Origin of the sequence: Chitinophaga tropicalis, assembly GCF_009758205.1 — a bacterium.
Taxonomy (GTDB): Bacteria; Bacteroidota; Bacteroidia; order Chitinophagales; family Chitinophagaceae; genus Chitinophaga; species Chitinophaga tropicalis.
In genome coordinates, this window is record NZ_WRXN01000003.1 from 296,154 (window position 1) to 320,563 (window position 24,410).

Consider the following 24,410-nt stretch of genomic DNA (forward strand, 5'->3'; position numbering starts at 1 on the left):
ATCATTTAATGAGGATAAAAAAACTCTGTACGGGAGTGTTACTCTGCTGTTTGTTACTGATTGCAGCCGCACGTGGGCAGTCGCCCGTCAAAGGCCGGATCACCGGAACTATTGAGATAAAGGACAATGGGAAAAAAATGGAGGGCGCCAGTGTGCTGCTGAAGAGGGTTAGTGACTCCCTCTATCATACTGCTATCAGCAATGAAAATGGCCGTTTTTTATTTGATAATTTGCCTGATGGGCAGTACATGCTGATCGTTACTTACCTGGGTGTCAGGAAGTATATGAGTGAAGCGCCTGTTGTGATCAGGGGTGGTGTTCCCAAAGATCTGCCGGTTATTATGGTTACGATGAATGAAGACCGGATGCTGAAAGAGGTGGAGATCAGGGATAAGAAGGTATTTGCGGAGCAGCAGATAGATAAGACGGTGATCAATGTAGATGCGCTGATCTCTGCCAGAGGGGGGAATGTGATGGATGTACTGAATAATGCGCCCGCTGTTACCATTAATGAAGAGGGGGGAATCAGCCTGAAAGGTAAATCCGGTGTTACTGTATTCATTGATGGCAGGCAAACATTTATGACGGGCAAGGAGCTGGCAGGTTATCTGAAGTCATTACCGGCAGATATGATAGAGAAGGTGGAGATCATGTCTAATCCGCCGGCGCGTTACAATGCTGATGGGAATGGAGGTATTATTAATATCAGGACACGGAAGATAAAGACAAAGGGAATTAATGGCAATATTTCGCTGAACTATGGTCAGGGTGTTTACCTGAGATCGAATAATGCTGTTAGTGTCAATTACAGGAATAATCGTCTGAATGTTTATGGCAGTGTGGGTTATACACTACTGAATAATTTTTTTGATTCTGACAGGAGGCGGTTGTATAGTCATACCAATGCAGCACCTGATTACCTGTTGCAGCAATCTTACTTTGAGAAAAGTAATAAGAATACTACGAACTATAAGTTTGGTGTGGACTATGATATTGATAAAAAAACGAGTATTGGCCTGGTATTGAATGGGTTTAGCAGTCCTTATAAAGAAAGAGGGAGGTATGTTAATACCTTCGGTTTACCCGGCAGCAGCCCGGATTCTGTCATGTATGTGGCCAGCAGGCTGAAGGAGCAGACCAGGAACAATGCGTTGAGTATTGTGTTGCATCATCAGCAGGAAAACGGAGAGCGTGAGTGGAACATTGGATTGGATTACCTGGATTATCATACAACTTCCGGTCAATACTCTGTGAATGACACTTATGTGCAGGACAGTACCCTGAGCAGCCGTTTTGCGTTATGGAGTGACAATCCTTTCAAAGCGAAGATCTATAGCGGGAAGGCGGATATTGTGATGCCTGTGCCGGGTGGGATTAAGATGAGTGCCGGTGTGCAGGTGCTCTACTCGCGCCGGAACAGCAGCGGTAATTATGAGCAGGAGCTGGATAATGAACTGTATCCTTTATTGCAGCTGAACAACAGGTTCAGGTATGATGAAAATATAAATTCCCTGTATGTAAGTTTCCAGAAGCGGGTGAACAGGCTTGCGTTACAGGCGGGGCTGCGAATGGAGAATACGCAGGCCAAAGCCAGGCAGTATGACATTTATCAGCGGCCGGATTCGTCATTCAGAATGGATTATACCAACCTTTTTCCTACTATTTACCTGTCATATGACCTGGATAGTACTACAGGAAGGACACTTGTTTTTTCGGCCGGCAGAAGGATCACCAGGCCCAACTACCAGGACCTTAATCCTTCCGTTTTTTTCTATGACAGGTATACGTCTGTAACGGGGAATGCCGTATTGCGGCCAGGGTATGCCACTAACCTGGAGCTTGCGTACAACCATGGGAATGCCTTTTCTACCGGTATCAGCTATTCCCGTACATCAGGAGGAATTACGCAGGTATACCGGCAGGAAAATACATCCTTTATTGCCAATTCCATGAATATTGACCGGATAACCGGCATAGGCGTTAATATCAGTACATCCCTTCCTGTTGCAGACTGGTGGACAGTTAACCTGTACAGTGAACTGACAAGCACCCGTTACCAGGGGCAGATATTTACAGATGAATACCTGGATAATTCCTATACTACATTCAGGCTTTCAGGTAACAATCAGCTACAGTTCGGTAAAGGCTGGGGAGGTGAAATAAGCGGTTTGTACCGTTCAGGCATGATACTGGGACAGGCTATATTGAAGCCAGTATGGCAGATGCACATGGCTGTACAAAAGAAGCTGCTGAAAGATAAAGCTACCATTAACCTGGCTGTCCGCGATATATTCTATAGCTGGAATGTAAGAAGGGACCTTTATATCCGGCATGCAGAGGTCTATTTTTCAAATAGGTTTGATACCAGGTTGATAAATGTCACCTTCACTTACAAGATAGGTAAAACCTGGAAGGCGCGTAGCTATAAGAGCGGTATACAGTCAGAAGAAAGCCGTTTGGAGGGAGGCAGATAGTAATGCTATTCCTGTAACTTCCGGATGAAAGGGGCGAGCTCTTTTTCCATGTTATCAGTGCTATTCTCCAGGTGTTGAACGATCCTTTCGCGTTCTTCCCTTGTTTTGTTCTGGCTTAGCTTCTGCTGGCCCTGCAGGTCTGTTACTTCCAGTTCAAAAGCGATGATGCCCTGCATCATGCCTTTTTTGTACTTATCGGAAAGGCCCTGCCATTGTTCCATGTAATCCTTTTCATAGAAATTGATCATCTGTTCCAGCATCTTTTGTTTGGAAGCTTCATCTTCGATGATCCTGGCTTTTCCGTAGGCGTGTATGGCAATATAATCCCAGGTGGGGACGCTTTCCCGTTTGTCATAGTGTTTGGGAGATATGTAAGCGTGCGGCTCGGTGAATATGATGAGAGAGGTGTTTGCTTCGATATATTTTGCCTGTTCGTTGACGGCAGAGAAGTGAGCGGTTAATTTTAAGCTTCCCTCACTGTCATCTACAATGAATGGCAGTTGGGTTGCTAATGGAAGTTGGTCTTTGCAGGTGATGATAGTAGCAAAGCTGTACCGCTTCATGAAGGCGATCTTTTCTGCGATATCTTCGAATCTGAAGGCATTAGGTATGTACATGAAATGTTGTTTTATCAGAGTGATTCTTTATACTGTAAATGAATACCGGGATTATATACTTCCAGGAGGCCGGAAGGGTTTGCAGGTTCTTTAAACTCAAACCGGCGATATAAACCGTGGGCATCACTGGTGTTGAGCATTTTTCTTCTCAGGCGTTTAGACCAGGGTTGTTCCAGTATGTAAGATAGTATTTGTTTGGAAATGCCTTGTTTGCGGTAAGCTGGTAATACAAAGAAATCGGCAAACCATGCGAAGGTATAATAGTCGGTGATCACTCTTCCGAAGGCAACCTGTTCGCCGTTTATAAAGGCGCCGGTGCAGAATGAATGGTCCAGGGAATGGTTTACCATCGCGTAGGGGATACCTTTCGCCCAATAGGAATCTTCTGCCAGGAAGCGGTGTATCACCTTAATATCCATGTTCTCTTTGCCGGTCTTAATAATTACTTCAGACATAGTTGTTTATTGTTTCTGCAAAAGTAGAAAGAAGGGATGTATGGATACAGTCTCAGTTTTTGTTATTTTTATGGACACAGTTACCTTTATTGTATGAAAGATGATTTTCTATATGCCGAGTTGTCTAATAATATAGCGAAGCTGATCAGAAGTGAGGTTTTAAAGCCGGGGGACCGTTTGCCTTCTGTCAGGCTATTATGCCAGGAGCATGGTATCAGCATGAATACTGCGAAGAGGGTATTCCTGGAGCTGGAGGCGCAGTCGCTCATAGAATCCAGGCCACAGTCGGGGTATTTTGTGAGCCGGTTATCTTATCAGAGGCTTCCGTTGCCGGAAGTAAGCAGGCCGTTGCCGGTCAGCAGTAATGAGGAGCCGGAGGAGCTGATCCGAAAGGTTTATGCCAATATGGGGAAGGCTGATTTTACGCTTTTTTCGGTCGGGGCGCCTTCAGGTGAATTATTGCCCCTGGTAAAGCTGAATAAGGAAATGATGCGTGCTACCCGTGAGCTAAAGGATAGTGGTACTGAATATGAACCGTTGCAGGGGAATGAAAAGCTGAGGAGGATGATTGCTGCCCGCTCGATGTATTGGGGAGGAAGTCTTCATGAGGATGACCTGGTGACGACAGCTGGCGGGATGAATGCTTTATCTTTTTGTATGATGGCTTTGAGTAAGCCGGGAGACACCATTGCTATGGAAAGCCCCTGTTATCCGGGCATCCTGCAACTGGCCGGGAGTCTGGGGTTAAAGGTGCTTGAGCTGCCTACGCATCCTACTACGGGAATTGAGATAGATGCCTTGAAGAAAGTACTTCCCAGGATCAATCTTTGTTTGCTGGTACCAAATTTCAATACGCCTCTGGGCAGTTGTATGCCTGATGAACATAAGAAAGAAGTGGTAAGGCTTTTGTCGGAGCGTGGTATTCCGTTGATAGAAGATGATATATATGGCGATCTTTACTTTGGCGCTCAACGGCCAAAATGCTGTAAGGCGTTTGATGAAGATGGCACTGTGTTATTGTGCAGCTCTGTGTCGAAGAACCTGGCGCCAGGCTACCGGGTGGGGTGGGTAGTACCAGGTAAGTATAAAGAGAAGATATTGAAGCTGAAGCTGGTCCATACGATATCTTCTTCTACCATTACGCAGGAGGCAGTAGCTAATTTCCTCAAAAACGGCCGGTATGAAAGTCATCTCCGGAAGTTGCGGCAGACCCTGCATAGCAATTATCAGCATTATATACAGGCTATAGCGGAGTATTTTCCGGAAGGGACGAAGACAAGCCGGCCGCAGGGCGGGCTTGCGTTATGGGTAGAGCTTAATAAGTCGGTGAATGCTTCGGAGTTGTTTGACAGGGCTGTTAAGCAGAAAATAAGTATTGCCCCGGGAAGGATGTTTACTTTGCAGGACCAGTTTGAGAATTGTATGCGGCTTTCTATTGGATTGCCGTGGACAGAGGAGGTTGAGCAGAAGCTGAAACAGCTGGGACGGTTGGTGGTATCAATGCAGTAAGTTTTTATTGTTGTCAGTGGTGTGTATATGGTGAAATCTATTACTTTGAAGGTGGATTTTATACTATGCCCGTTTAAGGGTTTTTTATATAATTCAGGGTCTGATCAAGGATCTCGAAATAGGCGATCATGGGATCGCTGAAGGCATTGTCGCCATGCTTGGGGCATGCAAAGGCCTGAAAGCATCAGTAAGATGATGCTGAGGAAGGTAGGCATGATATTGACTTTGTTTACTACGAAGGTATTCGTAGTTTGTCGTATTTGCAAATTTTTTTCCGTAATTCGCATACTTTTTGCTACTACTCAGCTACAATTTTTATTTAAATGAGAAATACTTTTCTGACTGCCCTCTTCTCTCTTGTCTGTCTGGCAGGTTATGCCCAGCAGGTGAAGGAACCCACATTAGATAAGCCTGAATGGTCCCGGCCGTATCAACCGTTCCGTATTGCGGGGAACCTGTACTATGTGGGAACATATGATCTTGCCAGTTATCTTATTACTACCAGTAAGGGAAATATCCTTATTAACACTGGTCTTGCTACGTCGGGGCCTATGATCAAAGCCAATATTGAAGCGCTTGGTTTCAGGCTTAAGGATACTAAGATACTTCTGACTACACAGGCTCACTTTGATCATATGGGAGCTATGGCTGCCATAAAGAAAATGACGGGCGCCAGGATGATGGTAGATGCGGGGGATTCTGCTGTAGTGACAGATGGTGGTAGTTCTGACTATGAGATGGGAGGAAAGGACATGCTGTTTGAGCCTGTGAGAATTGACCGTATCCTGCATGATAAGGATGTGATCAAGCTTGGGGATGTGCAGATCGTTATGCTGCATCATCCTGGTCATACAAAAGGCTCCTGCAGCTTCCTGTTTGACGTAAAGGATGAGAAACGCAGTTATAAAGTGCTGATAGCAAATATACCGACTATTATTACGGACAGGAACTTTTCCGACATCCCCGCATATCCCGGAATAGCGGATGATTATGCGTATACGTTAGATGCCATGAAAAAGCTCAGTTTTGACCTTTGGGTAGCTTCGCATGCCAGTCAGTTTGGGCTTCATGAAAAGCATAAACCGGGGGATGCTTATAATCCGGCTGTGTTTATGGATAGAAAAGGGTATGATGAAGACCTGGAAGATGTGCAGGAGCAATTTTCCCGGAAAGTGAATGCGGCAGGGAAGTAATAAGAAATTCTTATTTTGTTAAAAGTGAATGGCTATGGTAACTATTACTATGGCCATTTATTTTTCCTGTACAAAGTGCCAGAAGCTGATCTTTCTGCGGAGGGTGAAACCCAGTTGCTCATATAAGGCTATGGCGCGGGTGTTTGATTCTGCCACATGGAGATAGGGTATTTTATTCTGATCAAAGATACTGTTTACTGTATGAGCGACTAATTGCCTGGCGTATCCTTTTCCTGTGTGAGCGGGATGTGTTACTACTGCGCTTACCTCTGTGTAGCCGTTCATCTTCATTCTTTCACCTGCAACAGCAACCAGTTTATCATTTCTGAATATTCCGAAGTAATTTCCCAGTTCTCTTGTTCTGTTTTTGAAATAGCCTGGTTGAACCAGGGTTACCAGCTGGAACAGTTCCTGTGAGTGTTGGGTTGTGAGTTGTATGATGTTCTCCGCGATATCCAGGTCAATTTTATCCTGGATAACCATCTGGTTGCAGACTAATTCGTTTTTTAGCGTAAGGTGTGAAGGATATGCCGGTTTATCGCCAATAATAAAAAAATTATCAGTTAGGCCGGAATACCGGGTAATTGCGTCGGTGATACTTAGGTTTGATATATGTCCTCCAAATAAGCAGTAGTCCGGGTCGTAGCATTTTAAGTTGTCATAGCTCAGGGCAAAATCCTGGTGGGTTTCCGAGAGTGAAAACCAAACGGGATTGTCCAGTTTATGATTGTTTGCTGGCATTTCAATTTGTTTAGGAGCTGAAGATAATTCTTTATATAGAGTGCCGGAGAATTTCAAAGATTTCTTTATTTTTCAGAATAATAGACTAAAGTAAAACTTATGAGAGCAGCTTTGACCCTTTTACCTATGTTAGGTTCCCTGACAGTTTGTGCGCAATCTACTAATATGAAAGATTATGGCCGTTCTGTAGGACTTGGAACGACAACACCTCAATTTTATTATTATGGAGGAGACAATATGGGACTGGAGATATATAATTCAAACACGGTAGCAAACAGCCAGGCTCACCTGATCCTGAGTACAGGAGCTACATCAAATTATGGCTCAGCCGGCACGTTATCCTGGATGACGCCTAATTCAACAGGGAATAAGGGTGTGGCATATATAAGCGCCAGAACCATACAGGATGCTACTACCAATGCCAGTGGCAACCTGTACTTTGCAACCGCGGAAAACGCTATTCCTTCCATAAAAATGCAGATAACCTCAAAAGGATATGTTGGCATAGGTATTGATGAACCCCGTGCTTTCCTGGATGTGGCAAGAGCGGGAGACAATGTTACTTCTACTGTTTTTGGCAGATTAGCTGCAGGTAATGGCGAGTCCGGCGGAATGGGTACAGGGACGTACCTGGGTGTGCAGAATTATTCTGCAGATGGGTTATTTACTAAATCGTTTGCAATAGAGCATAGGTTTTATAGTGTATTAAACAGTGCGATAAATTTTTACAGGGGGAACAGCACCCTGGGAGGGTTTATTACTTTTTCAACGTATAATGGAACAGAGCAAATGCGGATTGATCCAGGAGGGAATGTAGGAATTGGAACTACAGCTACCGGAAACTATAAATTGACGGTTGAAGGTGCTATAGGAGCACGTAGGGTAAGAGTTACCCAGGATACCTGGGCCGACTTTGTGTTTAACCCGGAATATAAGCTGCCTTCATTAAAAGAACTGGATAAATATGTCAGAGAGAACAAGCATTTACCTGGAGTTCCTTCGGAAACTGAAGTAAAAGAGAAAGGTATTGATGTTGGTGAAATGAATAAAATACTGCTTCAGAAGGTAGAAGAGCTGACACTTCATTTGATTGAGCAACAAAAGCAAATTGAGAAGATGGCTGCGGAAATTGAGTGTTTGAAACATAAATAGCATCAGGGGGGCGGGTTTAGTTATTGGTTGCCGCCTCCTGTCTTTTTTCCCTGAAGCCCTGTTTGATCTTTTCTTTGTGCATCATGCCCCATTCACTTAAGGCATCCAATACTTTATGAAGCGTTACGCAGTATTCAGTCAATTCGTAATCGACCATCATCTGTGTGCCAGCCATGGATACTTTTCTTTCGATCAGGCCATTCAGTTCCAGTTCTTTGAGTTCTGAAGAAAGAACTTTGGGGGAGATGCCCTGTACCAGGCGGTGCAGATCGTTAAAACGCTGATTCCCTCCGGCCAATGCAAGAACGATGGGTAGTTTCCATTTACCGCCAATAGCGTATATGGCATCGGCTATGGCGCTTATACGGGCAGGGCATCCGTCGCCGGTAATTATTGGTATCTGACTGGGTATTATCTTCATACTATATGATTTTCGGAGATAAAGATAGGTGTTTTTAGTTGTGACATATATATTCTGAGGGGCTACCACTTACCTAAAGGTGAGCGCTTTCCTTTTATATAGTACTTATCTTCTGCAGGAGATGAGGACTATTTTTGAGGCTACAAAATATCGGAATATATTATCATGAAAACATTGAACGTTTTATTGTGGATAGCTCAGTTTGTATTAGCTCTTCCTTTGGTTGTATTTGGCGGGATGAAATTGTTCCTGCCTATTGAGCAATTGGGAATACTGCCGTGGGCGGCAGAGCATCCTTTCCTGGTAAGGTTTACAGGATCTTTTGATGTTCTGGGTGGCTTAGGCTTGTTACTGCCTGCTTTGTTCCGTATTAAACCTCAGCTGACGCCTGTTGCAGCGATAGGCTGCACTGCCATTATACTGGCCGGAGCGGTTTTTCATATTATGAGAAATGAAGCGCATCTGATAGGTATGAATATCGTTTTTGCCGCCCTGGGGGTATTTATAGCATGGGGAAGGTTCTCAAAGGCGCCTATTTATGGGAGACAAGGAAATTTAAAATAAGGAGCCTGGGCATTCAGGCAGCAAGGTATCATACATTGCCGTACCCGGAAATTTTAACCAGCTGCCTGATATCTTTTACACAGATCTTTCTTCCATGTGTTGTAATGATACCGGCGGCTTTAAATTCGCTTAAGAACCTGACTATATTCTCATGACCGGTCCCTACGATATTAGCCAGGTCACTACGGGAGAGGTTGATGAAGATATCTTTTCCTTCCGGTGTTTCCGCTTTAAACTTTTCCCGGAGGACTATAAGTGAAATGGCCAGTCTTTCCCTGACTGAGCGATGTGCAAATACAGAGATGCTATTGGTTAATACGGTGAATTCATGACTAAGTGTTTTAAGCAGTCTGCGGGGTAGTTCTGTAGAGTTTTCCAGCACATTCAGAAAGTTCTCTTTGGGAATGAATGCAATAAAGCTCTCCTCTAAAGTAGCGGCAGAATCGGGATAGGGCTCTTCCGCCAGGATTGCATGGTACCCGATCAGTTCACCTGTATTGGCGACATATATTATCTGTTCTTTTCCCGCCTGATCAACCTGATACTTTTTTACTTTTCCTTTTTTAATGAAGTAAATGCCAGAAGCTCTTGTTCCCTCCCGGAATATAATTTCCCCTTTGCCATAGCGTTGTTCCTGCATATAAGGAAGCAGGCCGGCAGATTCATTCTCCGGCAGGTTATTTAAAATTGACTGAGTTTTAAAATTCCATTTATCAATCGGAAACAGGCCTGCTAAACTCATAATGGGACCAAATTATTAAGAATTGTGATTTTTTTCAATTTTAAAATTGAAAAGTATCAGTTTAATCAAGGACCCTCAAAGTTATCTTTGTAAGATGAAAATATTGCCAGTTTCCCGTCCGAGGATCAGTTTTACCCCTAATCATGAGTGGATCGATTTTAACGGATCAGTAGGATTTGTTGGCATTTCTGCATACAGACTGAGAGGGATAGAGAGTATTACTACTATAAAATGGTATAATCCGAAGGGAATAGTTGACAAAGGTACTGTTATTGCAGAGATCCATACATCAGACCAGATCATCCCCTTGCTGGCTCCTGTAAGCTGTAAATACCTGGGACAAAACCAGAAGCTGTCCGGGAATCTGAATCTGATACTGGAAAGTCCGCAGGATAAGGGATGGTTATTTTTTGTTACCCCTTTGAAATTCTATAACCAAGAGCCGCTTCTCTCGCCGGAAAGTTACCAGAGGGTTATACGGGCAGAAATGACCAGTAAGCTGTCATAGCAAGCAGAAACCAACCATCTTAAATTTTTTTAGTACTCGCATATTTGAAAGTTAGACAAGGAAGATATAGTAAGCGGACGATCTTGCTATATTGGAATTGACCATTATTAAGCAAGGGGTGCATTTGCACTCCTTTTTTTTCAGAAACGGTCCGAGTCCGGATTTTAGCATAGTTTTACGATAAATCCGGTATTATGAGTATTAGAGATATCTTCCCGATAGATAAATGGGATTTCAAGAGCGAGTCTATACTTGCAGATCTGCCGGAAGATGTTTATGAGTTGCTTATAGCTCATAAGAGCGAGCTGGTATTCAGAAAGAATGATATCCTTTTCAGGGAGGGCTCCTTTCCGTCCGGTATTTTCTATATCGTTAAAGGAAAGATAAAGAAATATAAAGTTGATAATGAAGGAAAGGAACAGATCATCTACCTGGCCGGCCCCGGGCAGCTTATAGGATATCATGCTATTTTGTCTGATGACAGGTACCCGGATTCTGCTGCAGCGATAGAAGACAGTGTTATTGTTTTTATTCCCAAAGAAGATTTTCTTAAAACGCTGGATTATTCTCCGGTACTGAATTACAGATTGCTGAAGACCCTAAGCCATGAATTTGCTGTGCTGGCAAATAACCTGACCTTTTTTGCGCAGAAGACAGTAAGAGAAAGGCTGGCTCTGCAACTGGTTATTATCCGGGAAAAATACAAAGAGAACTATGTGGAAGGAATGCCAATTGAAATCAGCATCAGCCGTGAGGACCTGGCCAGCCTGGTAGGTACTGCCAGGGAAAGTATAGTGAGAATATTAGCCGAGTTTAAGGGTGACGGGATACTGGAAACGAGAGGCAGGAAGATTATTATTAAGGATGTTAATGCGTTGATCAAAATAGCGGACCACAAGTAATTTAATAACTACCTGTTTTCTGCTACAGTTGTGGTTTTTTCCAGTTTTATGCGGTGCATCATTTTGGAAAACCTGATACGGAAAATATCATAGAACAGTGTAAACACCAATACTGCTGCAGGAAGGTAGAAAGTAAAATATCTGCACTGGAGGAATATATAGCCACCTGCTATGCAACCGGTCAGAAAAAAGAATATGATCACAAGGCGGAGGGTAATTTTCTTTCTTACGGTAACTGTATTTTTTTGTGAGGCGGAGACCAGGGTACAGAGGTCTATGCCCAGATCTGTGAACATGCCGGTCAGGTGAGTAGTTCTGACAACGGAGCCTGAAATAGTTGATACCAGTGCATTTTGCATTCCCATAGCAAAGAGAAGGCTACCTGCAAAGTATTCGGTTTTGATAATGGAGTGATCAAATGTATACCCAAAACTGCCGACCAAGACAAGTATGATTATTTCCAGGATAATGGGTATGGTATATCCCCGTTTTTGGTTCTTTGCTTCCTTTTCTACGAAGAAGCCCGGGAAAAAGGCTCCGAGCAGGAAAAGCAACAACCATAGACTTACCATCCTTGCGGCTCTCAGGTTGCCTGTTGCCAGTTTATAGGCAAGCAATGCAGCGTGGCCGGTCACATTGGTTGTCAGTACGGAAAAGGCGAAAAATCCGGCGGCATTGACCATGCCTGCTGTGAAGCATAAAAGTACTGCTAATCTCAGATTGTGTTTGTAATTCCGTTTTCTTCCGATATGACGAAGCATTTATATCTCCATTGAAGATTTACTGAAGAGAAACAATAAGGAAAACAGGTTATGCGGGTTGCGTTACAGCGTGTTTCCGCAGATATATTAAGGCATAGCGGAAGCAACCCCATTGAGTGCTGTTCCAATCGAGAGGAGACAGTTCTTCTATCTGTGCCTGTAATTGTGAGAGGAAAGATCTGATCATACCGGCATCTCCTTCCAGGGTGATATCTGTAATGGCAGATGAAAGGATGTTTTCCACCTGGTTATGATTGACAGCTACTTCCAGTTTCCTGATCACCGATGACGAATATTTTTCTGTGCTCATTTTTTCTGATTAGAATATTATCTTTTAACCCACATTTTTAAAAGGAAGTCTACCGTTGCATCAACTAACTGATAACTTGGAGGGACTTCATCTTCAAGACTGTGAAATGTTACTAACCTGGTACCAGCGGGCTTATTTTCCAGGCATTTGTACATGTAGCGTGAGTAGTAGTTATAAAGGCTGACAGAATACTCTATACCCTGATCAATCTGTCCTTCTTCCGCAAGGTTTTCGAAAAAGGCATTGTAAAAATAGAAGTGATCGAAGTCGTCAAAATCGATCTTTGTAAAGTTATTATTAATGAAGTTTACATTTTGTGTATTGGTGCGTTCTTTAGCTGCCTGTGCAAAATGGAACAGCTCTTTTCTTTGCTCTACGCCGGAAAATTGAGCTTCGGGGAAAAAGTGCCCTCCTATAAGGCAAAATTTACCGACGCCACAGCCAATATCCAGGATCCTTTTTTTTGTTCCGGTGGCCAGAAACCTGGCGGATTTTTTCGCCACTTCCATAGGGGTCCAGTGTTGTTTAGACAATCTTTGTATCCTCTCAGGGTATAGCCAATCAAATGCTGCATCACTTGTATACCATGTTGGCTTTGATGTAATATTATCCATATCTGTTAAAGTAGCCTCCACCGGGCGTTTTGGGCCCTTGGTGCAAAGTTAGGTGTAGCAACATGATTATTAATTGATACTTTTCAATAAAAAAGCTGCAAAAAGTCACTTTTATTGATGTCATGATGAAAGACTTTATGATCATTTCAATTTAACGTGTTAATTTTGCGCCTTATTTTATATCAGTACAATGAAAATAGCACTGGCATCTCCTTCATTTCCGGCATCTATAGCTGATGGTTTAGTTTCAGTTGAACAGCTGGCCGGAAAGGCATCTGAGCAAAAAGCAGCAATAATATGTTTTCCTGAGTCCTTCATTCCGGGATACCCGGGGATGGGATATCCGAAAGAGGAGCGTTCTGCAGAATACCTGGAGAAAGCGCTTCTGCGGGTGAGGCAGATAGCGGCGGAGAATAGCATTGCTATAATTATTCCTATGGACTGGTATTCAGGTGATACATTATATAATGTTGCTTATGTTATTGGGAGTAATGGGGATGTACTGGGGTACCAGACGAAGAACCAGCTTGACCCGACGGAAGATAATCTTTGGGTGCCGGGAAAGGAGCGTACGCTTTTCGAAGTAAATGGAATGAAATTCGGAATTACCATCTGTCATGAGGGATTCCGTTACCCGGAATCTGTGAGATGGGCAGCACAACGTGGTGCGCATGTTGTATTTCATCCGCATTTTGGAGGCAGTAATACAGAAGGGGTGAGGCCAACGGAATTTGGTCATAAAGACAATCCCTATTATGAAAAGGCGATGATGATGCGTGCGCTTGAAAATACTATTTATTTTGCAAGTGTGAATTATGCTTCCGAATACCCTGATTCAGCGAGCGCTGTGATTGCTCCTGATGGCAGTTGTGTTGCGCATGAGAGCTATGGAAAAGCAGGTGTGCTTGTTGCTGATATTGATCTCAGCAAGGCTACGGGCCTGCTGGCCAAGAGGTTTAAAAATGAGTTGTATAACATATGATCTCTGTGGCTTATTCCACAGAGATCATATCTTCCACATGGATCTGTTTGAGAAAGACCTCATCATGAGATACTACCAGTAGTGTGCCTTCATATTCATTTACTGCTGCAGTAAGGATGTCAATATTCTGAATATCCAGGTTGTTGGTAGGTTCGTCCAGTATAATGATGTCCGGCGCCTGATGACCAATTGTTAAAGAGCAAAGTGTTAACCGCATTTTTTCGCCACCGCTGAGATTTTCACAGGGTTTGTCCCAATGTTCCTTTGTAAACAGGAAGCGGTTTAAGCGGGTCTTTATTTCATGTTCCTGTAAAGCTCCTGAATTAAACTGTTGCGCCTGTTCATATACATTGAGCTGATTGCTGATGAGAGAGTAATCCTGATCAATGTAAATAGCTTTTACATCAGCGCGGGTGAGCGTGCCTGATGTTGGCCGGAGCTGGCCCAGGAGCATTTTTATCAGGGTGGTTTTGCCGGAGCCATTGTTTCCTTTAATGGCTACTTTATCCTGTTTGTTGAGTATGAAATTTATATCGGAGAACAGTATGTCCCTGTTGGGATGGGCGTATGTAACGCCTTGAAGAATAAGCATAATTTCCTTCTTTAGAAAGTAAATAGTTACAGCTGTCTATGTCAGCGCTGTTTATTTTCCTGAAAGAAATTATCTATCACATTGATGATGGGTTATTTAAATTCCGTGCAAAGGTAGCTTTTTCCCTGTAAATAAGATTGCCGGGATAGAAATATCCCGGCTTAATTAAACCTACAACTGTTGTTATACTGTTTGTAAAAAAGTAACACCCTTACGTGGGCAAAGATGCGTTATCTGTGCTAGCCGGCATAGTTAAACACTGTGAAACGGACAATTTGAGCGTTGAAAAGGCCTATTGGTTGTTTAACCGGAGTGGGAGAGTATTAGTTCTTTTCAGGGGGGAAGTTTAACCGGTCCCCGACCGGTTAAACTGAATTTTTAAAGGATGACTGGCTTGTGGCTGGCAAAAAAGTTAAAAGGAATTGACTGAGGCTGAATGTTCTCTAACTGGTTTTTCCTGATGGGGGGTAATTTGCGGATGACCTTCATCAGCTGGTCAGCATCTATTGTTGCTATTTTGCCGCTTTTATTGTAAAAGCCTATAGATCTGTACCGGCTCCTTTTTATTTCGCTGTTGCCTACTGTGTTGACAGATGAGGGTATGCTTCCGCCTTCCCTCCATCCGAGGATGATCCTGACCCGCTGATCCAGGCTGGGGTCTGTCATATCGCTTTCAGGCGCATGTGTTTCGTCGGGAGTGGAGGGGAGTGCTTTACCGTATTTTACGATCTCGCCATTTTCATCATATACATTGTTATGTGAGTGGGCGTCCTGGGCGTAGAGGTCGCCTTTATCTACCAGGTCTCTTCTTGCCTGGTTGGATGCGGAAGTGGTGACTGCGCCAAAGCTGCCGCTGGTAACGCTGGAAACGGTACCTTTTGTTCCGATGGCGAAATAGTGTTCACTATTGGTAGCTTCGGTCTTTTCGTAGGCTTCGGTAATGGCGATTACAAGGTCTTCAGCGGGGTTGACCAGGTAATATTTTTTGCTGATATAGTCATCTATTACACTTTGCCTGGATTTCCGGGTCTGCAGAATATGTCTGTCTGTCAGTCCATCCTCTACGTGTTTTACAAGTTTGCCTTTGAGGTTGTAATAATCTGTCCATGGCGTTACTTTACTTTCTTCAGTTAAGGGTAGGGAGGATGGGTAAATGTTACAAAATGCTGTGGGGCATAGAGCAATAAAGAGCCCTAAGCAGCTTAGATGCTTCATAATGCTAAAGTTTACGGTTATAGGATCTCGAATAGTCTCTTATATCTGTTACAATGGAATGTCCGGCATTTCAGGGTTGAACATTTCCAGGTTATTTTGCTTGTATTGTCTGTTTAAAGGTAGGCAGGTAATCCCAGAAAAGTGTTAATGACTTGTTAACGATATTAACTTTTACTGCCTGATAACTAAGAAGATGGCTATGGTGCCGGAGGGGAAATGTTAATGACTTCTTATCATGAAAGGATGGAGATATGATTGAAAATGTATATTTGTATCTTAACCTGCCTATAACCTATGAAAAGAAGAATCATTTACGGACTGTTACTTGTCCTTACATTCATTTTGTTTTACAGCCTGCTGTCTGAAGATATCCTGATGTCTGCATCGGGTTTTATGGCATTTCTCGGGGGTGTTCTCTGTGCTGTTTTCCTTATCCAGTTTGTTGCAGATTACCGTGACTTTGACGAGGTGAAGGAGCTTCAGACATTGCAGCATAAGCTGGGCCTGGTGTGTATTCCATCAGTGATCGTTTTTATTATTGTGCTGAATGTGCATTATAGCGGGCTGGAAGACAAGATCATCCTGAAATACGGGAAAAGGGTAGAGGGCATTATTAAGAATGGCCGTTCAACCAGCGGAGGTACTGAAAGCAACAGTTATATTACAGTGGCATATACTACGCCTAAAGGTAATGATGTGGAGAAAAAGTTCAGGATTACATCCGAGCAGTTTGATGCGGCCAAGAAGGACATGCCAGTAGAGGTATTGCATTGTACCAAATATCCTTCTGCAACGCAGATACTGATAGGGGATGATGTGATAGAAAGATTTACAGGAATGAAGAACAGGGTCCTTTCATTGTCAGACCTTACTGCGATGCTGGATATGAAAGCAGATAGCCTTCAACGTTATGCAAACACTGTGAGTTACCGTTGGATCAGGATAGATAATTATCCTTACTTCCTGGTGAATGGAAGTGAAGACCTGACACTGGAGTTTGCACCGGGGGAGACCATTATCTATACGATGCGTAATTCAAAATATTATGAGCCCTTGCTGGAGGAGATGAAGAAGGAGGGATTTAAACCTGTTGGAGATAAGAAGGAGGGGGTTTATTCCAAAGGTAATATTGGTGTTAAGATCAGCTATGGAAGTTATGATATAAAATCCAACGGAACTTATAACGTGGGAGATGCCAGTATTAAGATGCCTGCTTTTCAGGGCGTGAGCCAGATAATGACGTTCTATAAATTATAAAAGTATTTTTAGTTTAAGCTTTTAAAATGGGGCCTCAGGCCCCATTGCTTTTACTTTGATGCAGCCTCTTTATTTTACTACTGAGCAGCAGCTGTGATGGATGCCACAGTCCCGGCATTATCTATTCCTAATCCTTCCTGCTGATACAGCAGGTTGCCCTGCGGATCAAAAACGCTGATAATATTGGAGTGTGAGAAATCCATCGGGGAGATCTCTTTATACTTTACAGCAAGCACGTTTGCAAACTCCCTTACAGATTCGGTGCTACCTTGTAAGAAGGTCCATTCTTCACTATCCATTTCGCGGCTTTGAGCAAAGGATTTCAGTTTGTCAGGAGTGTCATGTGCCGGGTCAATACTTACGAGTACGTATTGTACCTTATTCTGCAATGCAGCAGGCACTTTGTCATGAATGCCTTTCATATCTGCCACCAGCCGGGGACAGGCTACTTTGCAGGTGGTATAGATCATGACAACTACCAGTACTTTTCCTTTCAGGTCTTTTAGTTTTATTTCTTTGCCTTCTTCTGTATGCCAGCTGGAAGTAAGGTTGAAGACAGATTCATCAGGTATAGGGATATCAGTATTCCTGGCCTGCTGATGGCATGACAGCAACAGGCTTAACAATATCATGGGTAAATAAGCTCTTCTCATATCATTTTATTTTTGCTACACAGCGGAACCCCTGGTTCCTGACGGTGTAATCTGCTTTTAAACTGCCTCTGAAGGCATATCTCATAAAAGCGGCATAGTTCATCCTGTCAGTTGCGCTGAGCGCTCCTGCTGCGCAGAACATGTTATTATCGTTTGAGACATCGCGCCGGGATTCGCCGGTTATCATTATGCTATTAAAGTCTTTGGTCCATTCCCATACCAGGCCATGCATGTCCCATATGCCCCAGTAGTTCTTTATGGTCTGGCCAACAGCTTTGGTATATGCTCCGGGTTGTCCGTACCAGCTGAGGATATATGTGTTGTAGGACTCTTTCTTCCTGGCATCTGCTGTATGTTGATCTGCCATGGCAGCATATTCCCATTGATCTACCGTGGGCAGTTGTTTGCCAAGGCAGCTGCAATAGGCTTTGGCGGCAAACCATGAGACGTTGGTAACGGGAGCCTGTGGGTCTTTGCTGGCATTAAATGTGGTATCGGTGGTCCAGTCTGCCAGGTAGCCATTGTCAGCATAGACATGTTTAACTTTTGAGCGCTGCCATTCGGGATGATGTTTTACAAAATCCTGGTAGCGGCTGTTGGTAACGGGATAAATATCCATCAGGAAGCTATCTACTAAAACAGGAGCATTTGCCTTGCCGTATAAGGGCTGATAACTGCCTTTGCCGATCATTGCCATGCTGACTGTGTCTGTGAATGAAGTAGCTGGTGGAATGGGAGCTTCGTGTACCATTTCAATCTGTTCTGTGCAGCAGGTAAATGAAATGAGAAGCAGCATGCTTATAATTGCCCTGGCATTCATACGTTACTATTTCCTTTTTTGAGATACCATGGCAGGAGTTACTTCCTGTTTTTTGTTGCCCCAGTTGTCATATACATAGGATAATACGTTGGCTATTTCTTCATCGCTCAGTATCTGTGCAGGCATAACGCCGTCAAAGTCTTTGCCGTTCACTGTTATTTTGCCGGTTTTGCCATGAAGGATGATATCTATAGCCCGGTTTACGTCCGCATTCAGGAAATCTGATCCTGCCAGGGGAGGGAAGGCGTTGGGAATCCCTTTTCCGTTTTCCTGGTGGCAGGCGATGCATGTCCTTGCATAAACGGTTTTACCCATTTTGACCCTTTCGCTGAGGTTGGCAGCTTTTGGCCCTTCATCTGCGGCGTTTCCGGAGCCTGGCATTACCTGTACCGTACTGCCTTCCGGCTGATAGATACCTTCTGTCTGTTTGCCGGAGTAAATTGTCTTGTTACCATCACCCGTTACTGTTAAGAGTCCCAGGGCGCCTTTATTAAATGCCCGGGTGAGGGAGTGATCTACCAGGGTATATGTGCCCGGCACTTCCGCTTTAAATTCCACTATAGCTGCTCCTCCTGCAGGTATGAGCGTTGTCTGTACATTTCTGTTAATGAGCTGGCCGCCTTCAACATATACTTTGTCAAAGATCTCACCTATGATATGGAAGGAGGAGAGCATGTTTGGTCCGCCGTTACCGATATACAGGCGTACTGTTTCTCCTACGTTTGCGGTGATGGCTTTATTGCCGGTCAGCGCGCCTATGTTACCGTTGAATACGATGTAATCGGGGTGTTCGTCGATCGCTTTCTGCATATCGAAGGCCTGTAGTCCCTGTTCGCCGTTCTTACCTTTGGTGTAGAAGTCGCCCTGCATGACGTAATACTCCCTGTCTACAGCCGGTAGACCGCCTTCCGGTTCTACCAGTATCAGTCCGTACATGCCGTTGGCTATGTGCATGGCTACGGGAGCGGTGGCGCAGTGATAAACGTAGAGACCTGGATTGAGCACTTTAAAGGAGAAGGTAACTTCATGTCCGGGTGCTACGAAAGAGGATGCGGCGCCTCCGCCTGGTCCGGTTACAGCGTGCAGGTCAATATTATGTGGTAGTTTATTGTCCGGGTGGTTCTTCAAATGAAATTCGACTTCGTCGCCTACTCTTGTGCGGATGAAGCTTCCAGGTACTGTTCCGCCAAAGGTCCAGTACATATATTTTACTCCGTCGGCCATCTCGCCTTCTTTTTCAAGTATTTCCATACTAACGGTCAGTTTAGCGGGAGGTCTTTCACCGACGGGTTCAGGTACCAGGGGAGGAGATGTTAATTCGGCCGTTATTTTACCGGTGGTTTTCATTTCAACAGAAGGAGTGTCTGTTTTTTTATCTGCGTTCTGGCAGCTGTAGGCAAATCCTGCTGCCAGGAATGCGAAGAGGAAAGTTTTTTTCAGGATACATGTCTGTTTCATGATTGCATAGTTTCATCAGTGGTTCTAAGGATAATTTTAAATAGGACTAATTAGTCCTGTTTTAGTATAAAAAAAATCAGTTCTTTAAAAAGGTGAGTTTCTGATCAAGGTCGTCAGCGAGTTCGGATACGAGGGTGGTGTGCAGCATATTTACGATCTCAGCTTTTATGACCTTATATTTTGAGTGCATGGGACATGGATTGATTTCCGAGCAATGTGAGAGTCCGAGTACACATTCTGTTGTAATAGCGTCTCCGTCGATGGCGGTAACTATCTGAAGGAGGTTTAGTTTTCTGAGTACGTTCTTTTCAATGTAGAATCCTCCCTGTGCTCCTTTTACGGAGGCTACGATACCAGATCTTGCCAGTTGCTGTAATATCTTGGCAGTAAAGGCTACGGGAGAGTTGCCTGCGCCGGCAATTTCATTGACATTGGAAAGCAGATCGTTCTTTGACTGCTGTGCCAGAAAGACGGTTGCTTTTATTCCATATTCGCAGGCTTTTGATAACATCTCATGTGTTTGTGGAATAAAGGTACATACTAAAAATTTAAATCGGATAATTTTATCCTGTTTAATTTCGTGTAATTGTTCAATTTATTGATAATGAAATGTTAAAGGCTTTATGTTTTGTATGGGAGGGATGAAATTGGATAATGTTATCCGTTAGAAAAGGAAAAAAGGGCGGATTGGTCATGAAGTAGGAGTAATTACTTAATTATAACATACAGTTTACGGAATTATTCTGCGATAGTAGTATTTTTGGTGTAACAGTGCAACTTGCTTGATCTATTACCAGCTTTCCAGAAGAATTAAGCCATTTAGAAGACCATTACTGAATTTCGTTATAGCTCCAGAACCATATAACTAACCGTAACTATGAATCAGAACCAGGAAGATGCTCTTCCACAAAACATGATGTCCCGGAAGGCGCATCGTTGCCCCCGTTGCAAATCGCCACTTGAAGAAAGAGTTCCGAGAGGATTTTTCGTCAAATATTTTCTGGGTGTATTGCCGTTAAGAAGATATATATGTTACAGGTGTTTCCGTAAACCGTATGTATGGCATAGGGAAGAACAGTGAATTTTAAAAATTATGAAAATAAATACGGTCCTGCATATACAACATATTTACTGAAATACTTAATTTAGTATCGCAATTACAGACTTACTTACCCATTAAATATCAAAGAGGCTTTCGGCTATGGAAGTCTCTTTTCTTTTGTGTCTGTAGTAGTGATAGTCCTGAGAGATTACAGTCCCAAAAAAATGTTAATATTTAAGCCTTTCTTGCTTATCTTTCCATCCTGTCTTAGTTTCGGTCAAGATGAGAATTTCCGGCCTTCAACAAAAACTGTTACTGCTTGCAACCTGTGTATTATTTCACCTGGCTGTTACTGCTCAAGTGCGTATACAGGGAACTATTTATGAGCGTACGGGTAGTTTCGGAATGGCAGGAGTGAGTGTGAGGAGCACATCAGGAGCCGGTGCTGTAACGGATTCTCTTGGGCATTACAGCATATGGCTGCCTTTGAGTGATTCTATCAGTTTTTCCTATCAGGGTAAGTTCACCCAGAAATTTCCAGTAAGAGAGATACGCCGGGGTTATGAATTTGACATGCGTCTGCATGTAGATGTTCATGTGCTGCCGCTGGTAGATGTAAAGGAAAAAAGTTACCGGCTGGATTCAATAGAGAACAGGAATGAATACAGAAAAGTATTTGATTATGAGCGGGAGTATTTTTCTTCGGGTAATGTAGGGCCTGCAGTAGGTTTTAACCTTGACCTTCTTTTCAACATCCGCAAAATGAAAAGGATGGAACATTTCAGAAAACAGCTGGAAGAGCAGGAGCGGGAGAAATATGTCACTCACCGTTTTAACAGGGTGCTGGTAGGCCGGCTCACCAAATTACAGCCACCTGCGCTGGATACTTTTATGATAGAGTACAGACCTACTTATGAGCAGCTGATGAATTTTGAAACGGAGTATGAGTACCAGAAGTATATAAAGGAGTGGGGTGCGTATTTTTCTGAACAATGGAAGAGAGAACATCAGCATTAAAGTATTGAGTTAATTATTTATTTCTTCTCATTTTCCGTATTTACTATTATTATTGATTGCCAGGTAGTCAATGAATTGAGTGGTCTTTACCTGGAACACTGCGCTTATGTTTGGTTATAGCATCGTGCATCTGCGCCCCCAACTCTGTCATAGCCATCAAAACAGGGATAACCGTTTGACCGATCCCGCTTAATTCATATTCAACACGTGGTGGCTTCTCATTATAACTATGCCGGATAATCAATCCATCCTCCTCTAACTCCTTCAGTTGTTCGGTTAATATCTTACGCGATATATCCGGTATTTGTACCGCCAGCTTTCCAAACCGAACAGCCCCGTTTACCAGTCGTCCCAGGATAATGGGTTTCCATTTCCCGCCAATATAGGTCATCGTATGTACGATCGGGCAGGTGGACGTATGTTCTTTGAATTTCTTCATTGGTTACATGAATGTTACCACTAGTTGACTTTTAGTTACATAAACGTTACTGCCAATTAGTGGTGTGAGAATAATTACACGCAACAGTTTTAGTTACTTTATGAAACTAAAGTAAATCTATTTTTTCGGTAAACGAACATCACGCAATTAAAAAACATCTGGCATGGAAAGTAAACAAACAACCAATGGGGTATTACAAGGTAAAATTGCCCTGGTAACGGGGGGAACAAAGGGAATTGGTAAAGCTATTGTTAAAAGATTGGAGCAGGCAGGTGCAACTGTTATTGTCACGGCCCGAAACCTGCCGGATAAACAGGATGCTACATATACCTTCATTGCTGCTGACCTATCACGGGCTGAAGAAGTGAGCAAAGTAGCCAATTTCATTCATGAGCAATTCGGGCACATAGACATCCTGATCAATAACATGGGAGCAAACACATTTCCAGGTGGAGGATTTAGCACGCTCACTGACGAACATTGGAGCCAGGCCCTGCAGGTCAACCTACTTTCTTCTGTTCGCCTGGATAGGGCCTTACTACCAAAAATGCTGGAGCAGAAAAGCGGTGTGATCATTCATATATCCTCTACCAGTAGTCAGTTTCCCCTTTGGGAGTCTACCATGGCTTACAGCGCCGCAAAATCAGCATTGAACACCTATAGCAAAGCATTGGCTGCAGAGGTATCTGGTAAAGGCATAAGAGTAGTAACCGTATCTCCTGGTTTAACTAAAACCGAGGCTATGACTACGTTTCTGGAGGATTATGCTAAACAGGCAGATATTACTGTAGAGGAAATGACTGAAAAGCTTTTCGAAAGAGTTGGCGGCGTACCGTTGGGAAGAATGGCCGCTCCGGAAGAAACTGCTGAACTGATCTACTTCCTTGTTTCGCCCGCTGCTTCTTATATCACCGGTGCGAATCTTGTTATTGACGGAGGAAATTTTCCGGTGGTTAACTAAATACCTAAAACGGCATCGATAGCCTTTGTGGGTAATTAGAAATAGAGAGGGTGTTTCAAAAGCGAAGAGGCACCCTCTTTTTATCTGCGAAGAAAAAAATTATTCCTGTATAGGGGTTTGTTTTAACAGGGGCGTTTATTAAGTGTAGGTCTGATAAAAGGTACGACAGGCGGTACTTTTAAAGGCAACAATCTTATAAACCGTAAGGTATCCCTCACGCCTGTAGGAAACTTTGCATTATACAATCTATCATGAAAAAAGTAGCATTATCGATTGCAGCGTTGCTCGTTGCAGGAATTTCTTTTGGACAAGTAAGATATGGTGTGGTAGGCGGGCTTAACTTATCATCTATTACAACGAAAGAGAAGGGAGAAAGCAGCGAGACTGCAGACCTGCTGGCTGGTGTAAGGGCAGGTATTACAGCAGATCTGCACCTGGTGAATGAATTTTATATTGGTACAGGTCTTTTGTTTGCCGGCAAAGGCAGTAATGCAAAGGGTAGTGACAAAACCAAACTTACCCTTTCCTATTTGCAGGTTCCGGTTAACTTCATGTATAAACCTCAGCTGGGTAGCGGACACCTGGTATTAGGCGCAGGTCCTTATATTGCTTATGGTCTGAAAGGAAAGTATAAGATAGATGATGGCGAGGTTAAAGGAAAGCTGAATGCGTTTAAAGATGAAGCCGGAGATGGAAAACTGAAGCGCCTGGATGCCGGTCTTGGTGTTGTTGCGGGGTATGAGCTGAAGAGCAATCTTTATGTGGGAATACATTCTGACCTTGGCCTGGTGAATATTGCTGATAAAAAGGACTTCAAGATAAGGAATACTTCATTTGGTGTTTCTGTTGGCTATAAATTCTGACTTTATTGTTGCTGTGGTTTTAAAATAGGAGGGGCGTTCAATGTTGAGCGCCCCCTTTGTTTTGTACTTATTTAAGTAGTAAATATTTTTGTTTGTCGAATTATTACTACATTTTATATATTATTGATTGATCTATATTTGTGACCTG

The 24,410-nt window shown here is 43.3% G+C and carries 27 protein-coding genes; 12 read left to right on the top strand and 15 right to left on the bottom strand.

The features are described 5' to 3' along the window. Window positions 1-8: 8 nt before the first annotated feature. A complete protein-coding gene (locus tag GO493_RS09165; protein ID WP_157305846.1) occupies window positions 9-2,474 on the top strand; it encodes an outer membrane beta-barrel family protein in 2,466 nt (821 codons plus the stop codon). A 5-nt stretch (window positions 2,475-2,479) separates the two neighbouring features. Here the strand turns inward: GO493_RS09165 and GO493_RS09170 are convergent, their stop codons facing one another. Together GO493_RS09170 and GO493_RS09175 are read right to left on the bottom strand one after the other, a co-directional pair. Further along, a complete protein-coding gene (locus tag GO493_RS09170; protein ID WP_157305847.1) occupies window positions 2,480-3,091 on the bottom strand; it encodes an FMN-binding negative transcriptional regulator in 612 nt (203 codons plus the stop codon). 14 nt (window positions 3,092-3,105) lie between these two features. After that, window positions 3,106-3,546, bottom strand: coding sequence for a GNAT family N-acetyltransferase (locus tag GO493_RS09175; RefSeq protein WP_157305848.1), 441 nt, complete (start codon window positions 3,544-3,546; stop codon window positions 3,106-3,108). A gap of 93 nt (window positions 3,547-3,639) precedes the next feature. On the opposite strand from GO493_RS09175, the gene GO493_RS09180 reads away from it, so the two are divergent. Further along, window positions 3,640-5,055, top strand: coding sequence for an aminotransferase-like domain-containing protein (locus GO493_RS09180; protein WP_157305849.1), 1,416 nt, complete (start codon window positions 3,640-3,642; stop codon window positions 5,053-5,055). Between the two features lie 323 nt (window positions 5,056-5,378). Continuing rightward, entirely contained in the window at window positions 5,379-6,248 is an 870-nt protein-coding gene (gene bla / locus GO493_RS09185) for a subclass B3 metallo-beta-lactamase (protein WP_157305850.1), read from the top strand. 57 nt (window positions 6,249-6,305) lie between these two features. On the opposite strand, the gene GO493_RS09190 is transcribed toward bla, so the two are convergent. Then, window positions 6,306-6,989, bottom strand: coding sequence for a GNAT family N-acetyltransferase (locus GO493_RS09190; protein WP_157305851.1), 684 nt, complete (start codon window positions 6,987-6,989; stop codon window positions 6,306-6,308). Between the two features lie 99 nt (window positions 6,990-7,088). Here GO493_RS09190 and GO493_RS09195 point away from each other — a divergent pair, with 99 nt between their 5' ends. Next, complete coding sequence (locus GO493_RS09195; RefSeq protein WP_157305852.1) at window positions 7,089-8,141, top strand: hypothetical protein; 1,053 nt, start codon at window positions 7,089-7,091, stop codon at window positions 8,139-8,141. 16 nt (window positions 8,142-8,157) lie between these two features. Here GO493_RS09195 and GO493_RS09200 read toward each other — a convergent pair whose 3' ends face one another. Beyond that, window positions 8,158-8,562, bottom strand: coding sequence for a winged helix-turn-helix transcriptional regulator (locus GO493_RS09200; RefSeq protein ID WP_157305853.1), 405 nt, complete (start codon window positions 8,560-8,562; stop codon window positions 8,158-8,160). Between the two features lie 165 nt (window positions 8,563-8,727). Between GO493_RS09200 and GO493_RS09205 the strand changes: the two genes are divergently transcribed. Then, the gene (locus tag GO493_RS09205) at window positions 8,728-9,126 is read left to right on the top strand and encodes a DoxX family protein (RefSeq protein ID WP_157305854.1); all 399 of its coding nucleotides are present in this window, start codon (window positions 8,728-8,730) and stop codon (window positions 9,124-9,126) included. A 28-nt stretch (window positions 9,127-9,154) separates the two neighbouring features. Here GO493_RS09205 and GO493_RS09210 read toward each other — a convergent pair whose 3' ends face one another. After that, entirely contained in the window at window positions 9,155-9,868 is a 714-nt protein-coding gene (locus GO493_RS09210) for a Crp/Fnr family transcriptional regulator (RefSeq protein ID WP_157305855.1), read from the bottom strand. A gap of 94 nt (window positions 9,869-9,962) precedes the next feature. On the opposite strand from GO493_RS09210, the gene GO493_RS09215 reads away from it, so the two are divergent. Together GO493_RS09215 and GO493_RS09220 are read left to right on the top strand one after the other, a co-directional pair. Further along, window positions 9,963-10,376, top strand: a complete 414-nt coding sequence (locus GO493_RS09215; RefSeq protein ID WP_157305856.1) for a glycine cleavage system protein H — start codon at window positions 9,963-9,965, stop codon at window positions 10,374-10,376. Between the two features lie 194 nt (window positions 10,377-10,570). Further along, a complete protein-coding gene (locus tag GO493_RS09220; protein WP_157305857.1) occupies window positions 10,571-11,278 on the top strand; it encodes a Crp/Fnr family transcriptional regulator in 708 nt (235 codons plus the stop codon). Between the two features lie 8 nt (window positions 11,279-11,286). Here GO493_RS09220 and GO493_RS09225 read toward each other — a convergent pair whose 3' ends face one another. From GO493_RS09225 to GO493_RS09235, 3 genes are read right to left on the bottom strand one after another with little or no spacing between them, the layout of a single operon-like run. Next, a complete protein-coding gene (locus GO493_RS09225; RefSeq protein WP_157305858.1) occupies window positions 11,287-12,039 on the bottom strand; it encodes a YoaK family protein in 753 nt (250 codons plus the stop codon). 49 nt (window positions 12,040-12,088) lie between these two features. After that, the gene (locus GO493_RS09230; RefSeq protein WP_157305859.1) at window positions 12,089-12,349 is read right to left on the bottom strand and encodes a hypothetical protein; all 261 of its coding nucleotides are present in this window, start codon (window positions 12,347-12,349) and stop codon (window positions 12,089-12,091) included. A 17-nt stretch (window positions 12,350-12,366) separates the two neighbouring features. Further along, on the bottom strand, window positions 12,367-12,858 hold the full coding sequence (locus GO493_RS09235; RefSeq protein WP_157305860.1) for a class I SAM-dependent methyltransferase: 492 nt from the start codon (window positions 12,856-12,858) through the stop codon (window positions 12,367-12,369). Window positions 12,859-13,153: 295 nt separating this feature from the next. On the opposite strand from GO493_RS09235, the gene GO493_RS09240 reads away from it, so the two are divergent. Further along, a complete protein-coding gene (locus GO493_RS09240) occupies window positions 13,154-13,945 on the top strand; it encodes a carbon-nitrogen hydrolase family protein (RefSeq protein ID WP_157305861.1) in 792 nt (263 codons plus the stop codon). Between the two features lie 10 nt (window positions 13,946-13,955). Here the strand turns inward: GO493_RS09240 and GO493_RS09245 are convergent, their stop codons facing one another. Together GO493_RS09245 and GO493_RS09250 are read right to left on the bottom strand one after the other, a co-directional pair. Further along, entirely contained in the window at window positions 13,956-14,537 is a 582-nt protein-coding gene (locus tag GO493_RS09245; RefSeq protein WP_157305862.1) for an ATP-binding cassette domain-containing protein, read from the bottom strand. A gap of 378 nt (window positions 14,538-14,915) precedes the next feature. Next, window positions 14,916-15,752, bottom strand: a complete 837-nt coding sequence (locus GO493_RS09250) for a hypothetical protein (RefSeq protein ID WP_157305863.1) — start codon at window positions 15,750-15,752, stop codon at window positions 14,916-14,918. A 294-nt stretch (window positions 15,753-16,046) separates the two neighbouring features. Between GO493_RS09250 and GO493_RS09255 the strand changes: the two genes are divergently transcribed. Further along, window positions 16,047-17,009, top strand: a complete 963-nt coding sequence (locus tag GO493_RS09255; protein ID WP_157305864.1) for a hypothetical protein — start codon at window positions 16,047-16,049, stop codon at window positions 17,007-17,009. 77 nt (window positions 17,010-17,086) lie between these two features. Here the strand turns inward: GO493_RS09255 and GO493_RS09260 are convergent, their stop codons facing one another. The 4 genes from GO493_RS09260 to GO493_RS09275 all read right to left on the bottom strand — a co-directional run bounded on the left by GO493_RS09260 (window position 17,087) and on the right by GO493_RS09275 (window position 20,451). Continuing rightward, complete coding sequence (locus GO493_RS09260; protein ID WP_157305865.1) at window positions 17,087-17,662, bottom strand: SCO family protein; 576 nt, start codon at window positions 17,660-17,662, stop codon at window positions 17,087-17,089. 1 nt (window position 17,663) lies between these two features. Further along, entirely contained in the window at window positions 17,664-18,482 is an 819-nt protein-coding gene (locus GO493_RS09265; protein WP_198315659.1) for a formylglycine-generating enzyme family protein, read from the bottom strand. 6 nt (window positions 18,483-18,488) lie between these two features. Further along, a complete protein-coding gene (gene nirK / locus GO493_RS09270; RefSeq protein WP_157305866.1) occupies window positions 18,489-19,940 on the bottom strand; it encodes a copper-containing nitrite reductase in 1,452 nt (483 codons plus the stop codon). A 76-nt stretch (window positions 19,941-20,016) separates the two neighbouring features. Next, complete coding sequence (locus GO493_RS09275; RefSeq protein WP_157305867.1) at window positions 20,017-20,451, bottom strand: RrF2 family transcriptional regulator; 435 nt, start codon at window positions 20,449-20,451, stop codon at window positions 20,017-20,019. Window positions 20,452-21,264: 813 nt separating this feature from the next. Here GO493_RS09275 and GO493_RS09280 point away from each other — a divergent pair. Beyond that, window positions 21,265-21,999, top strand: a complete 735-nt coding sequence (locus GO493_RS09280; protein ID WP_157305868.1) for a peptidase associated/transthyretin-like domain-containing protein — start codon at window positions 21,265-21,267, stop codon at window positions 21,997-21,999. A 67-nt stretch (window positions 22,000-22,066) separates the two neighbouring features. Here GO493_RS09280 and GO493_RS09285 read toward each other — a convergent pair whose 3' ends face one another. Next, window positions 22,067-22,438, bottom strand: a complete 372-nt coding sequence (locus GO493_RS09285) for a winged helix-turn-helix transcriptional regulator (protein WP_157305869.1) — start codon at window positions 22,436-22,438, stop codon at window positions 22,067-22,069. A gap of 163 nt (window positions 22,439-22,601) precedes the next feature. Here GO493_RS09285 and GO493_RS09290 point away from each other — a divergent pair, with 163 nt between their 5' ends. Then, entirely contained in the window at window positions 22,602-23,399 is a 798-nt protein-coding gene (locus GO493_RS09290; protein ID WP_157305870.1) for an SDR family oxidoreductase, read from the top strand. Between the two features lie 251 nt (window positions 23,400-23,650). Beyond that, on the top strand, window positions 23,651-24,262 hold the full coding sequence (locus tag GO493_RS09295; protein WP_157305871.1) for a porin family protein: 612 nt from the start codon (window positions 23,651-23,653) through the stop codon (window positions 24,260-24,262). The last annotated feature ends 148 nt before the right edge of the window (window positions 24,263-24,410 follow it).